This is a genomic window from Streptomyces sp. ICBB 8177, assembly GCF_003144095.1.
In the GTDB taxonomy this organism is placed as follows: domain Bacteria; phylum Actinomycetota; class Actinomycetes; order Streptomycetales; family Streptomycetaceae; genus Streptantibioticus_D.
Genome location: NZ_NSKH01000024.1, coordinates 74,078 through 95,304, shown reverse-complemented (window position 1 = coordinate 95,304; position 21,227 = coordinate 74,078). Strand labels below are relative to the sequence as shown.

The window sequence follows — 21,227 nt, the reverse complement described above, 5'->3', positions numbered from 1 at the left end:
TGCCGACTCCGTCCCCGACCCCTTGCGCGCCTGCCGTCCGGCCATGCCATCACCGGGGCGCCGTCCCGTCCGGCCGTCCGGCGCACGCACGCCGACGGTGTCGTCAGCACTGGGATTCCGTCCTCGACCGGGTGCTGCGCGGCGGCCGGGGCCGACATGGTCCTGACCGGATCCGGGGCGCCGCGCCCCGGTCAGACGGCGCGCCGGTGCGAGTGGTCGATGTAGAAGATCGCCACCCCCATCGAGATCGCCAGGGCCAGGCCGAGGAGACCCGCCTTGAGCCAGGTCTGGCCGCTCAGGCTGAGCAGCCAGCCCATCGCGCAGCCGAAGACGACCGCGTACAGCGCCGAGGCCGTCTCCGGCTGCACCCGGTGCTGGAGCCGCCCGATCGCGAAGCACAGCGCGAAGACGACGATCGCGGAGATGAAGCCCATCAACCAGCCCTGGCCACCGGTGTAGCCGTTGTTCCCGGCCAGGAAGACCGTGTACAGCATGTAGACCACGGCCAGGGAGGCCGGAACCGCCCAGGAGGCCATGGAACGGCCGGAAGCGGGCCGCGCCGACGCACGAGCCCCCTGGTGTCGGAGCGCCGAAGTGTGACTGGGCATGGCGGAACTCCTCTCTCCCCTTCCCACCAGGGCACACCCGGCCGACCGGCTCGGCAAGTCGATCACGGCCCCGGGCCGCGGTCGTGGCCTAGGGTCGCCCTGGGGTCCGGCACCCGCGCCACGACGGATCGGTGGGCGGGACCGGGCGTGGTGCTCGGCGAGGAGGGCAGTGGCGATGAACGCGAGTGCGAGCGAGGGCCCGGACGCGTCCGGGCCGCCCCCTACCGAGTATCCCGGTTTCCCCGCCGAACGCGCCCCTCGCGCACGGAATTCGGCGGAACTGGACGAAGCGGTCACCACCTGCCGGGCCTGCCCGCGCCTGGTCGCCTGGCGCGAGGAGGTCGGCCGGGTCAGGCGCAGGGCGTACCGCGACTGGCAGTACTGGGCCCGGCCGGTGCCCGGCTTCGGCCCGCCGGACGCCGCGCTGGCCGTCGTGGGCCTCGCACCGGCGGCGCACGGCGGCAACCGCACCGGCAGGGCGTTCACCGGGGACCCTTCCGGGGACGTGCTGTTCGCCGCCTTGCACGACGTGGGACTCGCCTCACAGCCGACCGCCACGCACCGCGGCGACGGCCTGCGCCTGCACGGCGTGCGGATCGCGATGCCGGTGCACTGCGCCCCGCCCGACAACCGCCCCACACCTGCCGAACGCGACACCTGCCGCCCGTGGCTCGCCCGGGACCTGGAACTGCTGCGGCCGACGCTGCGCGCGGTCGTCGTGCTCGGCGGCTTCGGCTGGCAGGCGCTGCTGCCGGTGCTCGGGGAGGCGGGCTGGGCGGTGCCCCGTCCCCGGCCGGTCTTCGGGCACGGGCGGCAGGTCCTGCTCTCCCGGGGCCCGGGCGAACCGGCCGCCGCTCTGCGGCTGTTCGGCTGCTACCACCCGAGCCGGCGCAACATCTCGACCCGCACTCTCACCCCGGCCATGCTGCGCGAGGTGCTCGCGGACGCGGCGCGGGCGGCGGGCCTGCGGTGAGCTGCGGCGAGACGTGGAACGGCCGGCCCCCGCGCAAGCGGGGACCGGCCGGTGCCAACTCGAAGGTGCGGTTGGCGCGCTCCCGTATCCGGTACGAGACCACGCCCGACGGATCGGTGCCAGCCGTGGGCCGGCCGCGGGAGCGGCCCCGGGGGCCCGTCGCGGACGGCGGGCTCCCCGGGGTGGGACTCAGCGGTTGGCGCCGTTGCCCGACAGGATCGGGATGTCGTCGACCAGGTGCGACAGCGGGTCGTCGCCCTTGACCTGGCTGGAGTTCTCGGTGCACTGCTGGATCTGCGGCTGGGTCAGGATGTCCTGGACGGTGATCGGGACCAGGCCGACCACGGAGCCGACGTCGACCTTCACCGGGATGCCGAGGCAGGGCTTGTTGGCGCTGCCCTGGACCAGGCCAACCTGCGGGCTCAGCTGACCGCCGGTGGTCGTGTTCCCGTACGCCTGCTTGGAACCGTTGCCGTTGGCCGAGCTGGGACCGTGATGGTTGCCGACGGCCATCGCCGGGGCGGCGGTGACGCCGGCGGCGGAGACCACCACTGCAGCCGTGGCGAGAATCTTCTTGATCACGCGAGTGTTTCCTTCCGGTACCCAAGGGCTCCTTTGTCGGAGCAAACTGAACAACTCGCAACGCAAGAGGAGGTTCCGGTCGTTCACTCTCCCGGATCAGCGCGCCCCCGGGGTGGACGCCGCCGTGATCATCCCAGCGCCGATTCGACGTGCTGGGTCCAGGTCAGCAGGTGTTCGTCGGCGCCTGCCCTCGCCACGCACTGGACGCCCAGGGGCAGGCCCTGCGCGGTGCGGCCCGCGGGGACGTTCACGGCGGGCATGCCGGCCAGGCTCCACGGCACGCACATCGCCGGGTCGCCGGTGCGGCCCAGGCCGTGCGGGGCGGGGCCGGTCGCACTCGGTGCGATCCACAGGTCCACGCCCTCGTCGGACATGACCGACTCCAGCCGCGCGCGGAAGGCGGTCCGCCACCGCAGCGCCTCCTCGTACCGCTCGCGCCCGATCGCCCGCCCCTCGCGGACCGCCCGGGCGCTCTGCTCGCGGTACAGGTCGCCGTAGCGCTCGAACCACCGCGCGTGCACCTGCGCCGTCTCGTAGCGGTTGACCGTGAACAGCTGCGTCCTGATGTCGTCGACGTCGTCGAGGACCGGCACCTCGCGCACCGTGAGCCCGGCCTCCCGCAGCGCCTTCACCTGCGCCCCGAAAGCGTCGAGCGCGAGCGGCTCGGCGCGCCGCAGGTACGCCCCGGTCGGCACGCCGAGCACCGGCGCGGGGAGGCCGCCGTCGGCCGGACGCCAGTCGTCGTACAGCGCCTCCGCCGCGTACGCCACGTCCGCGACGCGCGCCGCGAAGAACCCCACGGTGTCCAGCGTGGGCGCATTGGCGATCATGCCGTCCGTCATCGCCCGGTCGTGCCCGGGCCGGTAGCGCGGGCCGGTCGGCGGGATCCGGCCAGCGTTCGGCGACCTCCCGCGCCCGGGCCGTCACCCGCTCGCGCCTGCCCGGCTCCGGCACGAACGCCTCGATCAGCTGGTCGACCGCATCGATCCGGTCGCAGGTGCGGGCCACAGACGCCAGGACGGCCTCGCCCCCCGCCCGCAGGTCCCGCGTCTCCTCCAGCAGCGGCCGGGACCGTACGAGATCGTCCATGACCGCAGGTTATCCACCGCCCGGCGCGCGCAGTAGCCCCTGCCGCAGTCGCGGAAGCCGCGCGCCGCCCGTGCGGCAGGCGAGGGACCGGCGACGGTGGAAGCATGGGAACCGAGGCACACGGACTCGAGCCGAGGAGGCGCCCCGTGTCCGAGGAGCACAGCTTCCGGCAGCCCGGCAGGACCACGGACGAGGGCATTCTGCGCCGGATCAGCTCGATGATCGAAGACGAGAAGTCCCTGCGCGACCAGCTCGCCGAGGGCCGCATCGACAGCCGCACCGAACAGGAGCGGCTCGCCGAGGTGGAGCGGGAACTCGACCAGTGCTGGGACCTGCTGCGGCAGCGGCGGGCCAGGGCGCAGTACGGGGAGGACCCCGACGAGACCCGGGTGCGCCCGTCCTGGCAGGTCGAGGGGTACGAAGGCTGAGCACCGGGCAGGCGCACACGCGCGGACGACGGGGACCGACGACCCGCGAGGAGGCGGTCAGGCCGCGATGGACGACTTCGACGTGATCGTGGAGATCCCGCAGGGCTCCCGCAACAAGTACGAGATGGACCACGACACCGGCCGTATCCGGCTGGACCGGCTGCTGTTCACCTCGACCAAGTACCCGGCCGACTACGGCTTCATCGACGGCACCCTGGGCCGCGACGGCGACCCGCTCGACGCGCTCGTGCTGGTCGGCGAGCCGACCTTCCCCGGCTGCGCGATCCTGTGCCGAGCGGTGGGGATGTACTGCATGTCGGACGAGAACGGACCGGACGAGAAGGTGCTGTGCGTACCGGCGCACGACCCCCGGTACGCCGGGGTGCAGGAGGTCACCGACGTCCCGGAGTTCGACCGGCTGGAGATCACCCACTTCTTCGAGGTCTACAAGGACCTGGAACCCGGCAAGTCGGTCGAGGGCTCGCACTGGGAGGGCCGGGACCGCACCTACGAGGAGATAGCGGCCTCCCGCCGGCGCGCGCAGGACCGCCCCGGCAGCGGCCGCACGGACCACCAGCCGGGCGCGGTGGCGGGAGGCGGCGGCCCGGGCGCGGGTTGAGGGGCGATCCCAGCGCACGCGCCACGGACGCACCGTGCCTACGATCAGCCCATGGCCCTGTTCCGGATCACCCGCCGTACCGAGCTGACCGCCGCCGAAGCGTGGCTGCGGGTGACGGACTGGGAGCGGCACGCCGCCCCGGTGCCGCTGACCGCGATCAGGGTGACCACCGCGCCGCCCACCGGCCCGGGCACCCGGTTCACCGCCCGGACCTGCGTCGGCCGTGTCGGGTTCGACGACCCGATGGAGGTGACGCGCTGGCAGCCCCCGGGCGACGGCCCGGGGCTGTGCCGCCTGGACAAGCGCGGTTCCGTGGTCACCGGCTGGGCCGAGATCGAGGTCCGCCCCGGTGCCAGCGGCTCGACCGTGCAGTGGCGCGAGGACCTGCGGGTCGCCGCGCTGCCGGCGGCGCTCGACGGCGTGACCGCGTGGTCGGGGCGACTGCTGTTCGGTCGCGTGCTGAGCAGACTCCTGGCCGGGTGACGCCGCCCGGGATCACACCTTGCCCCGTGCCTTCCGGAACCGGGCCAGGCCGTCGGCGAGGTCGACCAGGGGCTCCGGGTAGTCGCCGCAGGCCGCCCGCTCCTCGCCCTGCAGCTTCCACGGTTCGTGGACCGAACGGCCTTCCACCCCGGCGAGTTCGGGAACCCACCGCCGCACGTAGGCGCCCTCGGGGTCGTAACGGCGGCCCTGCGCGACCGGGTTGAGGACCCGGTTCGGCCGGGTGTCGGTGCCGGTGCCCGCGACCCACTGCCAGTTGAGCTGGTTGTTGGCCACGTCGCCGTCCACCAGCAGATCGAGGAAGTGGCGGGCACCGACCCGCCAGTCCACGTAGAGCGTCTTGGTCAGGAACGAGGCGGTCAGCAGCCGGCCGCGGTTGTGCATCCAGCCCTCGTGCAGAAGCTGGCGCATCGCCGCGTCGACCACCGGATACCCGGTGCGTCCCTCCTTCCACGCCTCGACCTCCTCGCGCGCCGACCGCCGTGAACGCCAGCGGTCGTGCCGCGGCCGGTAGTCGTCGCGGGAGGCGTCCGGACGGGCCGCCAGCACCTGCCGGTTGAAGTCCCGCCAGGCCATCTGCCGCACGAACGCCTCGGCGCCCGGTCCGCCCGCCTCCCTGGCCCGGGCGACGACCTCCACCGGGGAGAGCGTGCCGAAGTGCAGATGCGGTGACAGGCGCGAGGTGGCGTCACCGGCCAGGTCGTCGTGGCGGTCCGCGTACGCCACGAGCCCGCCGCGCCGCCAGGCGGTCAGCAGCCTGCGTGCCTCGTCCTCCCCGCCCGCCGCCAGACCCGGTGACACGCCGGAGACTCCGTCACGCCGGGTCACCTCGCCGGAGCCGACGCCCTTCGGCACGCGGACCGAACGCGGCGCGCCGATGACGTCACGCTGCCGCTCGGCCGACCAGCGGCGGAAATACGGGGTGAAGACGGCGAAGTGGTCCTTGCCGACCGGCGCGACCGCGCCGGGGGCGAGGGCTGCGGCCACGTCGTCGTGCACGTGCAGGGCGCACCCCCGCGACCCCAGCGCCCGCCGAAGGCGCCGTTCGCGTCGCTGCGCGTACGCGCTGACGTCGGCGGCCACGTGCACCTCGGTCGCGTCCGCCTCGGCGACCACCGCGCAGACCTCCTCGACCACGTCGCCGTCGCGGACGACCAGACGCCCGCCACGGTCGCGCAGGCCCGCGTCGAGGGCGGTCAGGCAGTCGGCGAGGAAGGCCCGGCGGTTGGGGGCGGCGAAGCCCGCCCGCCGCATGTCGCGGTCGTACACGAACAGCGGAACCACGGAGTCGGCCGCGCGCAGTGCGGCACGCAACGGCGGATGGTCGTGCAGCCGCAGGTCGCAGGTGAACAGGACGACCGAGACGCTCATGCGCTGCTCCTCGAAGCCACGGGGGAGCGGAGTGGGGGCGCTCCCCGTCGCGTCGTAGTGTCAGGCATTTCCCGCCCTACGCGGCGCAGGCGACGCGTCCCGGGCCTGTCGGCCTGCCGGGGGCGTCCGCGCTCGGGTGTGAGGCCGGGTCATAACCCCTGTGACCTGGACGCGAGTTGGCGCTCCAGCACGGCCAGCGCCTCCGGCCGTCCGCCGGGCGCGGCACGCCGCAGCGGGACCAGCGTGGCGGCGAGGGCCCGGGCGCGGTCCGGATCGCGGATCTCCTGCCACTCGGCCTGGGCCCGGTCGACAGCGCCCAGCACCTCGGGGTGCCGGCCCGACTCACCACGGGCCAGGCGGGCGTTGGCCGCGGCGGCCCACAACTCGCAGGCGTTCCCCGGGTCACCCGCGATCCTGGCCAGCACTGCCCGCACTTCAATCCAGTGGATCGCCTCCGGTGACCCGGCCCCGTACGTCCGCCACGCCTGCTGCTCCCAGGCCGCGACGACGGCCGCCGCCTCCGTGTGCCGTCCGGCGTGCGCGGCGGCCCAGATGACGGGATGCGGGTCGGGCGGCGAAGCCGCCTCCACGGCGGGCCGGGGCGGCCGGGCGGGCAGGGCCGCGGGCGCGGCGCCCCGCACGGTGGCGCCGGACGGGACCGGCCGCGGCCGGGAACCGGACCCTGCGGGCAGCGGGGGCGCGACCGGCGCCAAGGAGGGCGCGGGGCTCATGGCCTGCGCCTGGCCGGCGGTCGTGGGCGACGCCGGAACGGGCGCTGGGATCGCCGCGGCCGGTGCCGCCGGAGAGAACGGAACGGGTGTCGCCGCCCCCGCCGCGCGCGGCTCCGGCACCCCGCAGGACGCGTCCGGCACGACCGGCGCGTCCGCCCCCGTCGACACCTGGCCGTACGAGGGGACACGAGCCCCCGTCGGCACGGCACCGGTGGCGGCCCGCCCAGAGCCTCCGCCGAAACGCAGCGCGCGTTCGTCCAGCCCGGCCGTGAGCGCCTGCCCGACGACGTACGCGTGCAGCTCGTCCAGCGGCGGCCGTTCGGCGACCGCGCGCAGCGCTTCGGCCAGCGCCCGGCTGTAGAGCGGCTGCGCGACGGACTTCCTGGCGGGTGGCGGACTCACCACGCCGTACAGCTCCACGTCCCGCGCCAGGAGATCCGGCTGTCGCGCCAGCAGGGGCCACGCCCGGGCGTCGGCCACCAGGTCGACCACCACGGCGGTGGGGCGGTCGCGGCCCCGGTCGCGGAGTTCGGCGACGAGCAGGTGCCAGGGCAGCGCGCTGTAGCGCACGGTCGCGGGCGTGGTCCGGGCCAGGCCCAGGTGCGGCAGCCGTTGCCGGGAGTCGAAGAGCAAGGGCCCGGCGAAGTGCACCAGCAGCGGACCGGGGGTCGCGGCGGCGGTGCGCAGGTGTGAGAGCACCACGTGCGGGTCGACCGGATCGACCAACTCCACGACGCCGGCGCCCGGAACGCTGCCGCACAGCACCTGGGGCGGCACCGCCGCAAGCGCCGGCAGCGCCGCCGACGCGTCCATCAGCCGGGCCCGCCCCACGGGCGAGGCCGCCACCAGCAGAGCCGCTCCCGGACCCCCATTGATCCCCATACCCGCACGGTATCCGGTAACCGCCCGGCCCGCCGCAACGGAGCCCGGGCTCACCGCCGGCTCCCCCCTCGAACTGGCTTGTTCCTCACGGCTTCTGGGACTCTCACGGCTTCCGGGGGCAAGGGGCCACCCGCGTCCGTGGCGGGCGCGGCCGGGGGTGCGAAGGCGCGGCACATGTGCGGCGGTACGAAGGGCACGGGGCGCGCGGGGTACGCGGGTGCGCGCGCAGGACGAGGGAAATGCCGATCGGCCCTGAGGACGCCGGGGGTGGGGGGCGGGGGTTCGGTGGGGGGTTCGAACCCGATCAGCGGAGTCCGTCCGGTCACGACGACTCGACGCGAACCGCGCCCGGTGTCTCAGGGCCGTCGGCGGCTACTGGGAGAAGTCCTGCGTCATCCAGACGGTTCCGGAACTGTCGCGCAGGACGGCGATGCCGATGTGGGTGTACGTGGAGCTGAGGATGTTGCGGCGGTGCCCGTCGTCCGGGGGCTGCTCGTTCAGCATGCCCTGCGTGAGGTTGACGGCCATCGAGGCGATCGCCTGCTGGGTGTCGTCCATCGGTCCGCCCTCGCCGATGTTCTCGCCGCCCGCGCCGGCCGAGACGCCCTGCGCGCGGTCGCGGTCGTAGAACGGCGGCTCGCCCGGGCACTGGTGGGACAGACCGCAGCCGTCCGCCATCACCTGGTTGTGCGCCGCCGCGGCGCGGGACAGGCCGCTCAGGAGCGTGTAGGGCGGAAGGCCCTGGGCGGCGCGGGCCTTGTTGACGAGTGCGAGGACCTGCTGCACGGCGGCCCCGTTCGCCGTGGCGCCGCTGCCTCCCGATCCGGAACCCCCGTCCGTCGTGGGCGAGTCGACCGGCGTGGGGCGGGTGGTCGGGGTGCGCGTGGGCGTCGCCGCGGGGGTGGCGCGGTGGTGCGACGGGGCCGGGTGCGCGGTAGGCCTGCGGGTGGCGGATATCTGCGCGGGCGGCGCGCTGGGGGCCTGGGACGCCGGTATCAGGCGCACCGCCGGGTCCGGGTGGTGCGCGGCGTCCGAGTGGCCGCCGGACGAGCCGCCCATGCAGGCGAAGGCCGTGCCGCCACCGAGCGCGGCGACCGCGGCCGCCCCGGCCAGCACGATCCGGGTGCGGGGCCTGCGCCGGGCACGGTGCCGTGCGGGCTGACCGGCGGGGGAGCCGGCGCGGGGGTCAGAGGTCATGGCGGGGGTTACCTCAGCGAGTTCGGGGGTGTCTGAGGTGACCGAACCTAGGCCCTCCGGCGAGAACGAATGGGATGGATCGGACAACTTTAGGTTCCGCTAAGGAAGGCCGCATGCCCTGCTTCGTTACTGCCCGTAACTCGGACGGATGTGACGGGCCGTCAGGTAGGGCGGGGGGTTCACCATGACGTCTCGCGCGTGGCCAGGCGCGCTTGCGGGTCGATCGAGGCGGTGATCTCGGAACGGTGGTCGGTACTGGAGAAGGTGACCTCCAGGGAGTCCGGCCCCGACTGGGCCGTGCTCGTGGTGAACCCCTGCGCGGGCACGGCCGAGATGAGGCAGACCGCGTTCGACCCCATGCGTACGGTGACCTGGCCGCCCACCGACTGCACGGTGTGCACGCCCACCCCGCCGTCGCAGTCGGCGCCCTGGTACCCCTGCGAGGACGGCGCCGACGACGGGTGCGGCGAGGGCGGGCGACGGGACGGCGGGGGGCTGGACGGCGCCGGGTGCGCCGACGGCGACACCGGTGCCGACCTGCTGGGCAGCGCCACCGCGGTGCCGATCTCCGGCGACGCAGAGGCGCCCGCGAGCGCGCTGGGCACCGCGGGCGCGGTCGGCGGCAGGGGCGAGGTGGACCCCACCACGAAGCGCACCGCGAGGAAGACCGCGGTGACCGTGAGGGCCGTACAGGACAGCCAGACCAGGAGGTAGCTCAACGACCGGGGCACGCGCCCATGATGGCCGATGCCGCGCGCCGCGCGCCGACGAGTCCCCCCGCACGGGCCCCGCCGAATCCCCCGTGGAATCCCATTTCGGGCGGCTGTCGGCCGGGGCGGTGGCACCGGGGCCGATCCGCTACCTTGTGCGCCATGGCCAGCGTCCTTGTCGTGGAAGACGACCCGGGGATCCGCACCTCGCTCATCGAGGTGCTGACCGGCTGCGGGCACGTCGTGCGCAGTGCGGCCGACGCCTTCGGCGGGCTGCGCGAGGTGACCCAGGGCAGGCTGGACGCCGTCATCCTCGACCTCGGACTGCCGGACCTGGACGGCAGCGACGCGTTGCGGATGATCCGTGGCATCTCGCAGGTCCCGGTGCTGGTGGTGACCGCGCGCGACGAGGACGCCGAGATCATCCGGCTGCTGAACGCGGGCGCCGACGACTACCTCGTAAAGCCGTTCTCCGGCGGCCAGTTGGCGGCCCGGCTCGCCGCGGTGCTGCGCCGGGTGGACCAGGCCATGGGATACGGGGGGGTGCCGGAGGCGGGCGGTCCGCTGCACGAAGCGCCCGCCGCGGGCCGCGGGCCGGTACGCGTCGGCGACCTGCTGGTGGACCCGCTGGCCCGCACCGCCGTGCTGTCCGACCGCGAACTCCAGCTGACCAGGCGGGAGTTCGACCTGCTCGCGTACCTCGCGGCGCACGCCGGGCAGGTCGTGTCGAAACAGCGCCTGCTGACCGAGGTGTGGCGCGAGCCCTACGTCGACGACCAGACCGTCAACGTGCACCTGTCCGCTCTGCGCCGCAAACTCGGGGAGACCGCCTCCCGCCCCCGCTACCTGCTGACCGTGCGCGGCGTGGGCATCAAGCTGGTGGAGCCGCGTTGAGACGCACCCTCGCCGGGGTCGCGCTCGCCGTCACCACGATGGTGGCGCTCTCCTTCCTGATACCGCTGGCGCTGCTGGTGCGTTCCGAGGCGCGCAACCAGAGCATCACCGCCGCCGAGCAGCGCGCCGCCGCCGTCGCCCCCGTGCTTGCCCTCACCACCGATCCCCCTCAACTGCGCGAAGCCGCCTTCGGGGTCGACCCCTCCGACCACCTCAGCATCCACCTGCCCGGCAGCCGGCTCATCGGTACCAGCCACGCGCCCCCCGCGCTGCTGGCCCGCGCCGAGCACGACAGCGAGTCCATCGCGCAGACCATCCCCGCCGGTTGGGACTACCTGCAACCCGTCGTGCTCGGGCAGGGCCGGGTCGCGGTGGTCGAGGAGTTCGTGCCGCACTCCGACCTGACCCGGGGCGTCGCCGCCTCGTGGTGCGTGATGGCGGTGCTCGCCCTGGGTCTGGTGGTCGGCTCGGTGCTGGTCGCCGACCGGCTCGCGGCACGCGTCGTGCGGTCCTCGCGCGGGCTGTCGCGCGCCGCCCTCGCACTGGGCCGCGGCGACCTCGACACCCGCGTCGAACCGCTCGGGCCGCCCGAACTCCACGAAGCGGGGTTGGCGTTCAACGCCATGGCCGACCGGATGCTCGAACTGCTCGCCACCGAACGCGAACTGGTCGCCGACCTCTCCCACCGGCTGCGCACCCCGCTGACCGTGCTGCACCTCGCCGTCGAACGGATGGGCCCGACGGCGGACTCCGCCCGGATCACCGCGGCGATCGACCAGTTGGAGTCCGAACTGCACTCCATCATCACGACCGCCCGCACCCCGCTCGCGGTCGGACCGATGGGCCTCAACCTGCGTGCTCCCGCCGCCAGGCGCAGGCCGCTGCTCGGTGCCCGCGCCCCGCTGCCCGCCGACTGCTGCGCCGCCGGTGAGGTGGTCGGCCGCAGGGCGGGCTTCTGGTCCGTGCTCGCCCAGCAGCAGGACCGCGCCTGCGAGGTGACCGTCACCCCGGAGGACGCCCCGGTCGAACTGCCGGAGGACGATCTCGCCGCCGTCATCGACGCGCTGGTCGGCAACGTCTTCCGCTACACCGGTCCCGGCACCGCCTTCGCCGTACGGCTGGAGCGCGCCGCGCAGTCCGTCACCCTGACCGTGGAGGACGCCGGGCCCGGCATCCCCGATCCGGACGGCGCGATGGCGCGCGGCGCGAGCGCGGCGTCCACCGGACTCGGCCTGGACATCGCCCGGCGCGCCGCCGCGGCGACGCGCGGTTCGGTGCACATAGGCAGCAGTGCCAGGCTTGGCGGGGCCCGGGTCGTCGTGACCTTCGGCCTCGCCGCCGCGCCCGCCTCCGGGAGGGTGCCGCGCGCCCTGCGCAGGCGGCGGCGCGGCCGCCGCAGGGACGACTGAGATCATGGGCGCGGCGGGGGAGGGCCGGCCGGCGCGAGCCGTGCACCGGCCCGGCGGTGAGCCGTGCAGGACGCGAAGGGGACGACGACTCGTGCAACCACCACACACCAGCGGCGACGGAACCGATCCCGCCGACCAGTGGGTCCTCGACCCGGCCACCGGCGAGTACCGCCTGCGGCTGCCGGGCGAGCGGGCGGCGGCACCCCTGGATCCGTCCGACTCCCCGCACACCTCCAGCCCGTCCGACGCGTTCGGCGCCCCGGCGCCCGGACACGCGGCCCCCGCCCACCCCGCGTCCACCGCCTCCGAGGGCGCCGTCGACCCCCAGGGCCGGTCGCACCGCAGGGCGGCGGCACAGGGCGGGCGTTCGCGACGGGCCCCGCGTGGGCGGAACAACCGCGGCTGGGCGGTCGGCGTACCGGTGGTGTTGGCGCTGGCCCTGGCCGGGACCGTCGGCTACCTCACCCTGGGAGGCGGAGGCCGGACCGACGCCAAGCCTTCCGGCGCCGCCCCGCCGAGCTGCTCCGCGGCGCCCGCCGCCTCCCCGGCCGCCAGTGCTCCGAGCGGCATTCCGGCGGGCCCGAAGGCGCAGCCGATCAACGTCCGCGTCACGGTGCTGGACGGCAGCGGCCAGTTCGGCTCCGCGGAGACCGTGCTGACGTGGATGCAGAACACCGCGGGCTTCCTGCGCACCAGCAACGGCGGCCTGACCAGGCAGACCGCGACCACCTCCGTGGTCTACGCCCCCGACCACGCCGACCAGGCCCGCACCCTCGCCGCCGCCATGCGCCTGCCGGCCTCCGCCTTCCACGCCACCGGCAAGGGCACAGGCCTGCGCGATCCGATGACCCTGACCCTCGGCAGGGACTTCCAGGGCGTCGGCAAGCCCCTGGCGCGTCCCTCAGCCCCGAGTACGCCGACGGGCTGCTCCCCGGGGGCGCTGGGCGGCTGAACCCCGGCTCCCGCCGCAACCTGACTCCGGGTCAGCCGCGCACCGCTCGCTGGTACGCGCGCAACGCGTCCGGGTCGTCGATGCTGCCGTGGTGGTGGTACTGCCGCCAACCGCCGCTGTCGTAGCGGAAGTAGCGGCTGGTGCGGATCTCCAGCGCGGCGGGCGTGCCGTCCGGACGGGTGTACCCGCCCGACTCGCGCCCGGCGAAGACGGCGTGCCCCTCTCCCCGGTAGGCGACCACGTCGCCGAAGGTCACCTGTACGTTCAGCGTGCCCGCGAAGACCTTCGCGTAGAGGCCGGCTATGGCGTCACCGCCGCACAAGATCCCGCCCACCGGGTTGTCGAGCTGGGCGAGCGGATCGTCGGCCCAGCCCGCCCGCAACGCCGTCAGATCGCGGTGGTTGAGGGCGTAGTAGAACGACTCCAGTGCGGCGTCGGCTCCCCGCGGGCCCGGGTCTTCGGCCTCGCCGAGCCTGTCGCGTGACGCCGGCCCGAGGGAGAGGGCCGTCTTCTCGATCATGGGTGACCTCCGTCGGTCGTGTCGGCAGGAGGGGAGGGGCCCCCTGTCTGTGCATACTAGTAGGTACAGACAGGGGGCGCCAGGGCCACGCCATGACGTCGCGTATCCGTCGACGCTGAAGCGTGGAATCCGGATAGATGCGGCGGCCGACGGGGTAGTAAGGCATCCGGGCGTCTAAGAAGGCGCCTGGGGCCGGGCCCGGGACCGGGTCGGCCCCCTGCTTGGACGAAGGACACGAACAGCATGGCCAGTGGCACGGTGAAGTGGTTCAACGCCGAAAAGGGCTTCGGCTTCATCTCTCTCGACGACGGCGGCCCGGACGTCTTCGCGCACTACTCCAACATCAGCGCGACCGGCTTCCGCGAGCTGGTCGAAGGTGAGCGCGTCACCTTCGACGTGACGCAGGGGCAGAAGGGCCCGCAGGCGGAGAACATCATCCGCAGCAGCTGACCGGCGTTCGGCCTCCGGCCGCGTCCACCCCCGTGGTGGACGCGGCCGGACCGCGTTCACGGACCGGACCGCACCGGAACACCGATCGGCCCCGCCACGCGGTCGGCCCCCGCCCGGCGGCTCGCGCGCATCCCCGGGACCAGACTGGGCAGCGGACCGTGTGAGGTGAGGAGCGAACCATGAGCGCGTCGGACACCCCGGGCGAGGACGGCAACACCGAGTACGGCAGGAAGAGCTTCAAGCGGTCGAAGAGCCACTTCGCCGACCGGATCACCGCGGACGGCCGGGACGGCTGGCCGGTCGAGGCGGGCCGTTACCGCCTGGTGGTGAGCCGGGCCTGCCCCTGGGCCAGCCGGGCCCTGGTCTCCCGGCGGCTGCTCGGTCTGGAGGAGGCGATCTCACTCGCCGTCGTCGACCCGTTGCAGGACGACCGCAGCTGGCGCTTCACCCTCGACCCCGACGGGCGCGACCCCGTGCTGGGCATCCGTTTCCTCAGCGAGGCGTACGACGCCCGCGAGAAGGACTACCCGGGGGGTGTGAGCGTCCCGGCGATCGTGGACGTGCCCAGCGGCGAGCTGGTGACCAACGACTACCAGCGCATCACCCTGGACTTCGCGACCGAGTGGACCGCCCTGCACCGGCCGGGCGCCCCCGACCTGTACCCGCAGGCGCTGCGCGACGAGATCGACGAGGTCATGGAGGGCGTCTACCGGGACGTCAACAACGGCGTCTACCGCGCGGGTTTCGCCGTGAGCCAGGAGGAGTACGAGGGCGCCTACCGCGACGTCTTCCGCCGTCTCGACTGGCTCTCCGACCGGCTGGCGGACCGCCGCTACCTGGTCGGCGGCAGCATCACCGAGGCGGACATCAGGCTGTTCACCACGCTGGTGCGCTTCGACGCCGTATACCACGGCCACTTCAAGTGCAACCGCTCCAAGCTGGCCGAGGACCCCGTGCTGTGGGGCTACGTCCGCGATCTCTACCAGACGCCGGGCTTCGGCGACACGGTCGACTTCGACCACATCAAGCGGCACTACTACATGGTGCACACCGGCATCAACCCGCGCCGGATCGTGCCGGTCGGGCCCGACCTGACCGGCTGGCTGACGCCGCACGGCCGGGAGGCGCTGGGCGGCAGGCCGTTCGGCGACGGCACGCCGCCGGGGCCGCCGCCGGTCGCCGAGCGCGTGCCCGAGTCCGGCAGGCCGCCCGGCGCGGCGGCCGTCTGAACGCGTCAGGAAGCGCTGACGCGCGCCTGGAGGTGGATCATGCCCGCCACTCCGAACTGCACGGCCAGTGGCAGGGTGTGCGCCGAGGTGACGCCCTGGACGCCGTTCAGCAGGATCTGCGGGCCGCCCGGAGCGCCGAAGTCGACGGTGGTGCCGTCCTCCACCAGGATCCCGGCGGTGGAGATCGATCCGTTGCCGTGCTTCCCTCCGACGAGGGTGCCGCGCCCGCCGTCGGGGACGCCGACCATGGCCAGGTGCTCCGGTACTCCGTCGAGGTTGTGCACCTTCAGGGTCAGCCGGCCGTCACCCTTGCCGTCGAGATGGGCCACCGCGTCGGTGATCGACAGATCGGCGCCGTTCTCCTTGACGGTCATCCGGCCGGGGGTGGAGGCTCCCTCGGTCACCTGGCCGGTGGGGACGGTCGACCCGGCGGTGTCGGGCTCGCTGCGCGAGCAGCCCGCCGCGAGAGGCACCAGGGCGGCGACCACCACGGCGACGACAGTGGTTCGGGTGCGTACGCCATTCGCGTTCATCGTTGCATTATGCGAACCACGCCCGAGGCGCGCCGACCCGGGTCCCCCGCGACGCGCCCGGGCGAACACCCGCACGGGCTCGACGAGGCGGGCCCGCCTCGCCTCCGCCACGGTCACCGGGGGCCGTGGGCCGCGTCAGGGGATCGCTACCGACTCCGCGCGGACGCGTAGTCGGTAGCGCAGTGGCGACTCGCCGACCACCCGCTTGAAGGCCGTGCTGAAGGCGCTCTCCGAGCCGTAGCCCAGATCGGCGGCCAGAGCGCCGATGCGGACGTCGCCGTCGCGGAGCGCGCGCTGGGCCAGGGCCATTCGCCAGCGGACCAGATAGGTGAGCGGCGGCAGGCCGGCGACCTCGCGGAAGCGCTCGGCGAAGGACGTGCGCGACATGGCCGCCGACTGCGCCAGCTCCTCGAGGCCCCAGGGGCGTGAGGGGTCGGCGTGCATGAGGTCGAGGGCGGGGCGCAGCCGCTCGTCGGACAGCAGGCGCAGCAGGCCCGGCCGCAGCTCCGCCTGGCCGGCGTACGTGCGCAGGACCTCCAGGAGCAGCAGCTGCCCGTACTGCCGGACCGCGAAGGCGGCGCCGGGTCGGCCGGCGGTCGCCTCGTCGAAGAGCCGGACCAGGCAGGAGTAGAGCCGGTCCGAGTCGCCGTCGGAGGCGTCGGACGCGCGGACGTGGGCGAGCGGTGGGAGCGAGCCCAGCAGCAGTGTCCGGCCCACCTCGTCGAGGTCGACGCAGCCGCCGAGGAGGATGTCGTCGGCGGCGCGGTCCGAGCCGGTGAAGCGTGCGGAGGAGAAGTCCTCCTCGGGGCGCACCTCGCGCCGGGGCGCGCGGCCGGCCTCGAAGGCCACCCAGGAGCGGCCGTTGAGGATCGCCACGTCGCCGGGCCCGATGTCGATCGCCCCGTCCACGCCGTCGGTGGAGAGCCGGGCGCGGCCGTTCACCATCGCGAAGAACTTCACCGGGTCGCCGATCGTTCCGCGGGACCACCAGTTCCCGCGCGCGGCGATCCCGCCGGTGAGCACGCCGCGCACCGCGACGAGGTCGAACACTCCGGACAGCCATTCAGCGCCCATGCTCTGTCCTCTCGGCGCGGCGTACTCTCGGTAAAGAAATCCGAATGGACAATTATTCATCGTACGCCCTGGGCGAGGGAAGCTGGACGCATCACCGATCACCAGGAGATGGACATGCGCTACCGCAGTCTCGGCCGCACCGGTTTCCAGGTCAGCCCCTTCGCGCTGGGCGCGATGATGTTCGGCGCCATCGGCAACCCCGATCACGAGGAGTCGGTCCGGATCATCCACCGAGCGCTGGACGCCGGGATCAACCTCGTCGACACCGCCGACGCGTACTCCGGGGGCGAGTCCGAGGAGATCGTCGGCAAGGCGCTCCGCGGCCGCCGCGACGGCGTCGTACTGGCGACCAAGGCGGGCCTGCCGATGGACGACGACCCCAACCACCGCGGAGCGTCCCGCCGTTGGCTGGTCAAGGCGCTCGACGACTCGCTTCGCCGATTGGGCACCGACCACGTCGACGTCTACCAGATCCACCGGCCGGACCCGGAGACGGACATCGAGGAGACGCTCCGCGCGCTCACCGACCTCCAGCGCGCGGGCAAGATCCGTGCCTTCGGCACCTCCGCGCTGCCGGCCTCGCAGATCGTCCGGGCGCACTGGGTGGCCGAGTCCCGGGGGCTGGCACGGCCGCGTACCGAGCAGCCGGTCTACTCGATCCTGAACCGCGGCATCGAGCGCGAAGTACTGCCGCTGGCGCAGGAGTTCGGGATGGGGACGCTGGTCTGGTCGCCGCTCGGCGGCGGGATGCTGACCGGCCGCTACCGCAAGGGGCGGGAGGCCGAGACCCACCGTTCGCACTACGGCTTCCAGCACCTCAAGGACGACCGCCGGCTCGACGTGGTCGAGCAGCTGATCCCGCTCGCCCAGGAGGCGGGGATCGCGCTGACGCACCTGGCGACGGCCTTCGCGATCGCCCACCCCGGCGTCACCTGCGCCCTGATCGGGCCGCGCACCATGGAGCAGCTGGACGATCTGCTGGCCGGGGCGGAGGTGGCGCTGGACGACGAACTCCTGGACCGGATCGACAAGATCGTGCCGCCCGGTACGGACGTCGGCACCCTGGACATGGCGTACCAGCCCCCGGCCGTCACCCGCGCCGCTCTGCGGCGGAGGCCCGAGGGGGAGCGGGCCGCGGCCTAGGAGCCTGTCCCGGCAGCCGGCAACCCGCCGGTGTCTCGTGATCATTCGTGCGGGACAGTCCCGGTATGCGTGATGGGCACGGGCCTTCGATGCCGAGCCGGTGGAGCCGCCCCGGGCACGTGCGGCGGGGGCAGGGGAAGCGGTTCCGGGCGTTCGACCCGCACGAGGCCCTGCTGCTGCCGTCGTCGCCGGTGACCGGCTGTCCCAAGACCACCTGGCCCGGCCGTCACCGGCGGCGGGCGGCCGCCCTCGCCGCCCGCGGGCCTCTCACGCCGATCGCGCCCCGCCCAGGTGGTCCTCCAACGGGCCCACCCGCCAGCCGTGTTCGCGGCAGCGGTCGATCAGGGGCGGGAGCGCCGCGAGGGTGACCCGCCAGGAGCCGGGGGCCGAGGTGTGGTCGGTGTCGTGGAGCAGCACGGTCCCGCCGCCGCGCAGCTCGCCCAGCACGGTGCGCAGCACGCTCGCGGGCGTCGCCCCCGCCTCCCAGTCGCGGCCCCACGCCGACCACAGCACCGGCCGCAGCCCCGCGAGCCGCGAGGCCGTCCACAGGCTCCCGGTGAGGACGCCGTACGGCGGCCGGTACCAGCGCGGCTCCGTGCCGCAGACCTCCCGCACGGTCTCCACGGCCCTGCGGACCTCCTGCCGGTCCCGCGACGGCGCCGGGCGCCACGGCCGCCGGTGCTCCCAGCCGTGCACCGCCACCTCGTGGCCCGCGGCCACCAGCGCCCGCCCGACCTGCGGGGCCCGCGCCAGCGCCGAGCCCAGCAGGAAGAACGTCGCCCGCACACCCAGCCGGTCCAGCGTGTCCAGGAAACGGGGCGTGCTGTCCGGGTCCGGCCCGTCGTCGAAGGTCAGCGCTACGTGCCCGGGGTCGCCCACGCCGTGCAGCGCGGGCCACACGGCGCGCCGCACCGGCGGCAGCCAGGTGGCCGCGGGCAGCACGTGCCAGGCGCCCACGCCCAGCGCGGTGAGCGCGGCGGGGGCGGCGACGGCGCCGGGAAGGAGGCGGCGGCCGCCGGCCGGGGGAGGGAGGTCCACGTCCCCAGTGTGGCGCGCCCGGGGGCCGGTCCGCTGGCCGTCGCGAGCGGGAAGCACCAGCATGGGGACAGTCGCGCGCCGCGCCGGGCTGCCTCCGGGCCCCAGGACCGCCGTGGCTACGCGGTGTCAGATCCCGGGCCGGCAGGGCGGTGAGCAGGTGGAACGCAGGTTCGTCATCCTCAGCGCGGGGATGGGCGCCGGGCACGACGCGGTCGCCGCCGAACTCGCCCGGCGGCTGATCCGGCAGGGCCATTCGGTGGAGACCGCGGACGTCCTGCGGATGCTCCCGTTCGGTCTCGGCACCGGACTGCGCTGCTTCTACGCGGGCGTGGTCGGCCACGTGCCGCTGGTCTACGACGCGATCTACCGCGCGTTCTTCGTGCCGCGCGGACGGCTGCGCGGTGGCACCGGGCCCGTCGTGGCGCCCGCCGCCCTGGCGCTCGCCCGCGCGCTGCGGGGCCGGCCGCCGGTCACCGTGATCTCCACCTTCCACCTGGCCGCACAGATCGCCGGACGCCTGCGCGAGCGCGGCGTGCTGCGGGCACCGAGCGTCGTGCTGATCACCGACTTCGCCGTGCACCGGCAGTGGCTGCACCCCGGCAACGACGTCCACCTGTGCCCCACCCGCGAAGCCGCCGGCCTGGTCTCGCGCAGGGGAGGGCGGCATCCCGTCCAGGTCGGCCCGGTGGTGCCCCCCGCCTTCCTCGCGCCCCCGGACGCGGTGGCGGCGGGCGCGTACGAACGGCGGTTCGCGCGAGCGGCGCCGGACCGCGTGCCGGTGCTGGTCTCCAGCGGAGCGTGGGGCGTGGGATCACGGCTGGAGCGCACCGCGGCACTGCTCGCCGCCGCGGGCTACCTGCCGGTCGTGCTGTGCGGGCGCAACGAACGCCTGCGGCGACGGATGAACGCGGTGCGGGGCGTGCTGGGCCTCGGCTGGGTGACCGACATGCCCGCGCTGCTGGCCGCCGTGCGGGCCGTGGTGGAGAACGCGGCCGGGCAGACCGCGGCGCAGGCGCTGGCGGCCGGGGTTCCGGTGGTGAGCTATCGCCCCATCCCCGGTCACGGCGCGGACGGCGCCCGCCGCATGGCCGAGGCCGGGCTGACCTCGTACGCGCGTGACGAGTGGGAACTGCTGCGCGAGCTGGACGTGCTGACCACGGACAGCCGGAAACGGGAGCGGCGGGTGGCGGCGGGCCGGGAGCTGTTCGTCGCCGACGCGGCACGGGTCGCGGCGGACGCGGAGCGGCTGCTGACCAAGGACGCGCAGGGCCCGGCCGCCGTCTGACGGGTCTCGTCGCCGCGCTCAGCCGAATCGTTCCGCCAGCCTGCGGAAGACGACCGGCGCGGCCCCGTGCAACCGGGCCGGGAACCGCAGCCAGCCGGGCACGAACACCTCGTCGCGCGGGCGCAGCAGGGCGCGATGGACCTGCTCGGCCACCCGCTCCGGCGGCACCGTGCGCGGATGGCGCCGGGTGTACGGCGCGCCGCGCCGGGCGAAGAACGGTGTGTCCACCGCGCCCGGCACCAGCACCGAGACCCGGACCCCGGTGTCCCTCAGTTCGTAGCGCAGCCCGTCGGCGAAGGAGCACAACGCGGCCTTGGTCGCCGAGTACACCGCCTCCTCCCCGACCCCGACCGCACCCGCGATCGAGGCGACGAGCACCACATGGCCCGCGTTCCGCCGCAGCATGCCGGGCAGCAGGGCGCGCACCATGTGCAGCGGCGCCGCCAGGTTCACCGCGATCAGGCGCTCGACCGCGTCGGGCGGCATCTGGGCGAACGGCCCGCACCAGCCGACGCCCGCCGAAGCCACGAGCACGTCCAGCCGCCCGAACCGCCGCTCCGCGCGTTCCGCCAGCTCGCGGGCGCCCGCCGATGTCGTCAGGTCGCCGGGCATCGCCACCCCGCCGGTCGCGGCGGCGACCGCCGACAGCCGTTCCGCGTCCCGGCCGTTGAGCAGCAGCTCGCACGCTCCGGCCGCCGCCAGCCGTCGGGCCACCGCCGCTCCGATGCCGGAGGAGGCGCCGGTGACCAGGACGGCGGGCGGCGGTGTGGCGCCCGGGGTACGGCGCGGGAGCGCCCCGGGGAGCGAACGGGTCGCCGCCCTCGTTCCGGCCGCGGTCCCGGATTCGGCGTCGCCCGTCGACAGATGGTGGGTCATCGGCTCTCCTCGGTCCCGCACCGGACTCCCCGCGCACCGGCTCCGGCTCCCGACCGCCGCGAGGCGATCGGCCGGGCTCGGGGCGCGGACGGTCACCACGCTAGGCAAGAACGGGCGTTCTCGCCGGGTGGGA

The 21,227-nt window shown here is 74.6% G+C and carries 23 protein-coding genes; 11 read left to right on the top strand and 12 right to left on the bottom strand.

Features of this window, described 5'->3' with window-relative positions; translation table 11 throughout:
* Positions 1–191: 191 nt before the first annotated feature.
* Entirely contained in the window at positions 192–608 is a 417-nt protein-coding gene (locus CK485_RS26645) for a hypothetical protein (RefSeq protein ID WP_146214591.1), read from the bottom strand.
* A gap of 175 nt (positions 609–783) precedes the next feature.
* Between CK485_RS26645 and CK485_RS26640 the strand changes: the two genes are divergently transcribed.
* A complete protein-coding gene (locus tag CK485_RS26640; protein ID WP_109454496.1) occupies positions 784–1,581 on the top strand; it encodes a uracil-DNA glycosylase in 798 nt (265 codons plus the stop codon).
* A 189-nt stretch (positions 1,582–1,770) separates the two neighbouring features.
* Here CK485_RS26640 and CK485_RS26635 read toward each other — a convergent pair whose 3' ends face one another.
* Positions 1,771–2,163, bottom strand: coding sequence for a rodlin (locus CK485_RS26635; protein ID WP_109454495.1), 393 nt, complete (start codon positions 2,161–2,163; stop codon positions 1,771–1,773).
* A 128-nt stretch (positions 2,164–2,291) separates the two neighbouring features.
* A complete protein-coding gene (locus CK485_RS26630) occupies positions 2,292–3,005 on the bottom strand; it encodes an amidase family protein (protein WP_241968629.1) in 714 nt (237 codons plus the stop codon).
* A gap of 393 nt (positions 3,006–3,398) precedes the next feature.
* On the opposite strand from CK485_RS26630, the gene CK485_RS29890 reads away from it, so the two are divergent.
* The 3 genes from CK485_RS29890 (at position 3,399) to CK485_RS26615 (ending at position 4,782) form a co-directional block, all read left to right on the top strand.
* The gene (locus tag CK485_RS29890) at positions 3,399–3,680 is read left to right on the top strand and encodes a DUF2630 family protein (protein WP_275124681.1); all 282 of its coding nucleotides are present in this window, start codon (positions 3,399–3,401) and stop codon (positions 3,678–3,680) included.
* A 67-nt stretch (positions 3,681–3,747) separates the two neighbouring features.
* Positions 3,748–4,299, top strand: a complete 552-nt coding sequence (locus tag CK485_RS26620) for an inorganic diphosphatase (RefSeq protein WP_109454493.1) — start codon at positions 3,748–3,750, stop codon at positions 4,297–4,299.
* Between the two features lie 51 nt (positions 4,300–4,350).
* Positions 4,351–4,782 carry an Immediate-early protein 2 gene (locus CK485_RS26615; protein WP_109454492.1) on the top strand — a complete coding sequence of 144 codons (432 nt, stop codon included), beginning with the start codon at positions 4,351–4,353 and terminating at the stop codon, positions 4,780–4,782.
* Positions 4,783–4,794: 12 nt separating this feature from the next.
* Here the strand turns inward: CK485_RS26615 and CK485_RS26610 are convergent, their stop codons facing one another.
* From CK485_RS26610 to CK485_RS29885, 4 genes are all read right to left on the bottom strand, one after another.
* The gene (locus CK485_RS26610) at positions 4,795–6,171 is read right to left on the bottom strand and encodes a deoxyribodipyrimidine photo-lyase (protein ID WP_109454491.1); all 1,377 of its coding nucleotides are present in this window, start codon (positions 6,169–6,171) and stop codon (positions 4,795–4,797) included.
* A gap of 149 nt (positions 6,172–6,320) precedes the next feature.
* Positions 6,321–7,784, bottom strand: coding sequence for a hypothetical protein (locus tag CK485_RS28860; protein WP_158288249.1), 1,464 nt, complete (start codon positions 7,782–7,784; stop codon positions 6,321–6,323).
* A gap of 372 nt (positions 7,785–8,156) precedes the next feature.
* A complete protein-coding gene (locus tag CK485_RS26600; protein WP_109454490.1) occupies positions 8,157–8,981 on the bottom strand; it encodes a CAP domain-containing protein in 825 nt (274 codons plus the stop codon).
* 179 nt (positions 8,982–9,160) lie between these two features.
* Positions 9,161–9,712, bottom strand: a complete 552-nt coding sequence (locus tag CK485_RS29885; protein ID WP_241968628.1) for a hypothetical protein — start codon at positions 9,710–9,712, stop codon at positions 9,161–9,163.
* A 141-nt stretch (positions 9,713–9,853) separates the two neighbouring features.
* On the opposite strand from CK485_RS29885, the gene CK485_RS26585 reads away from it, so the two are divergent.
* From CK485_RS26585 to CK485_RS26575, 3 genes are all read left to right on the top strand, one after another.
* Entirely contained in the window at positions 9,854–10,585 is a 732-nt protein-coding gene (locus tag CK485_RS26585) for a response regulator transcription factor (RefSeq protein ID WP_109454487.1), read from the top strand.
* The gene (locus CK485_RS26580) at positions 10,582–11,994 is read left to right on the top strand and encodes a HAMP domain-containing sensor histidine kinase (RefSeq protein WP_109454486.1); all 1,413 of its coding nucleotides are present in this window, start codon (positions 10,582–10,584) and stop codon (positions 11,992–11,994) included. The genes CK485_RS26585 and CK485_RS26580 overlap by 4 nt, the downstream gene beginning before the upstream one ends.
* Before the next feature lie 91 nt (positions 11,995–12,085).
* Complete coding sequence (locus CK485_RS26575; RefSeq protein WP_109454485.1) at positions 12,086–12,946, top strand: LytR C-terminal domain-containing protein; 861 nt, start codon at positions 12,086–12,088, stop codon at positions 12,944–12,946.
* Positions 12,947–12,977: 31 nt separating this feature from the next.
* Here the strand turns inward: CK485_RS26575 and CK485_RS26570 are convergent, their stop codons facing one another.
* Complete coding sequence (locus CK485_RS26570; RefSeq protein WP_109454484.1) at positions 12,978–13,466, bottom strand: nuclear transport factor 2 family protein; 489 nt, start codon at positions 13,464–13,466, stop codon at positions 12,978–12,980.
* Between the two features lie 243 nt (positions 13,467–13,709).
* On the opposite strand from CK485_RS26570, the gene CK485_RS26565 reads away from it, so the two are divergent.
* On the top strand, positions 13,710–13,916 hold the full coding sequence (locus CK485_RS26565; RefSeq protein WP_109454483.1) for a cold-shock protein: 207 nt from the start codon (positions 13,710–13,712) through the stop codon (positions 13,914–13,916).
* A 179-nt stretch (positions 13,917–14,095) separates the two neighbouring features.
* Positions 14,096–15,145, top strand: a complete 1,050-nt coding sequence (locus tag CK485_RS26560; protein WP_109454482.1) for a glutathione S-transferase C-terminal domain-containing protein — start codon at positions 14,096–14,098, stop codon at positions 15,143–15,145.
* A 5-nt stretch (positions 15,146–15,150) separates the two neighbouring features.
* Here CK485_RS26560 and CK485_RS26555 read toward each other — a convergent pair whose 3' ends face one another.
* Positions 15,151–15,678: a hypothetical protein gene (locus tag CK485_RS26555; protein WP_146214590.1), complete on the bottom strand. Its 528-nt coding sequence runs from the start codon at positions 15,676–15,678 to the stop codon at positions 15,151–15,153.
* Positions 15,679–15,813: 135 nt separating this feature from the next.
* Complete coding sequence (locus CK485_RS26550; protein WP_109454480.1) at positions 15,814–16,752, bottom strand: AraC family transcriptional regulator; 939 nt, start codon at positions 16,750–16,752, stop codon at positions 15,814–15,816.
* Positions 16,753–16,866: 114 nt separating this feature from the next.
* Here CK485_RS26550 and CK485_RS26545 point away from each other — a divergent pair, with 114 nt between their 5' ends.
* Positions 16,867–17,895: an aldo/keto reductase gene (locus tag CK485_RS26545; RefSeq protein ID WP_109454773.1), complete on the top strand. Its 1,029-nt coding sequence runs from the start codon at positions 16,867–16,869 to the stop codon at positions 17,893–17,895.
* A 267-nt stretch (positions 17,896–18,162) separates the two neighbouring features.
* Here the strand turns inward: CK485_RS26545 and CK485_RS26540 are convergent, their stop codons facing one another.
* Entirely contained in the window at positions 18,163–18,858 is a 696-nt protein-coding gene (locus tag CK485_RS26540; protein ID WP_241968663.1) for a polysaccharide deacetylase family protein, read from the bottom strand.
* A 187-nt stretch (positions 18,859–19,045) separates the two neighbouring features.
* Between CK485_RS26540 and CK485_RS26535 the strand changes: the two genes are divergently transcribed.
* Positions 19,046–20,218, top strand: a complete 1,173-nt coding sequence (locus CK485_RS26535) for a galactosyldiacylglycerol synthase (protein WP_241968627.1) — start codon at positions 19,046–19,048, stop codon at positions 20,216–20,218.
* A gap of 18 nt (positions 20,219–20,236) precedes the next feature.
* Here CK485_RS26535 and CK485_RS26530 read toward each other — a convergent pair whose 3' ends face one another.
* A complete protein-coding gene (locus CK485_RS26530) occupies positions 20,237–21,094 on the bottom strand; it encodes an SDR family NAD(P)-dependent oxidoreductase (RefSeq protein ID WP_109454477.1) in 858 nt (285 codons plus the stop codon).
* Positions 21,095–21,227 lie beyond the last annotated feature (133 nt).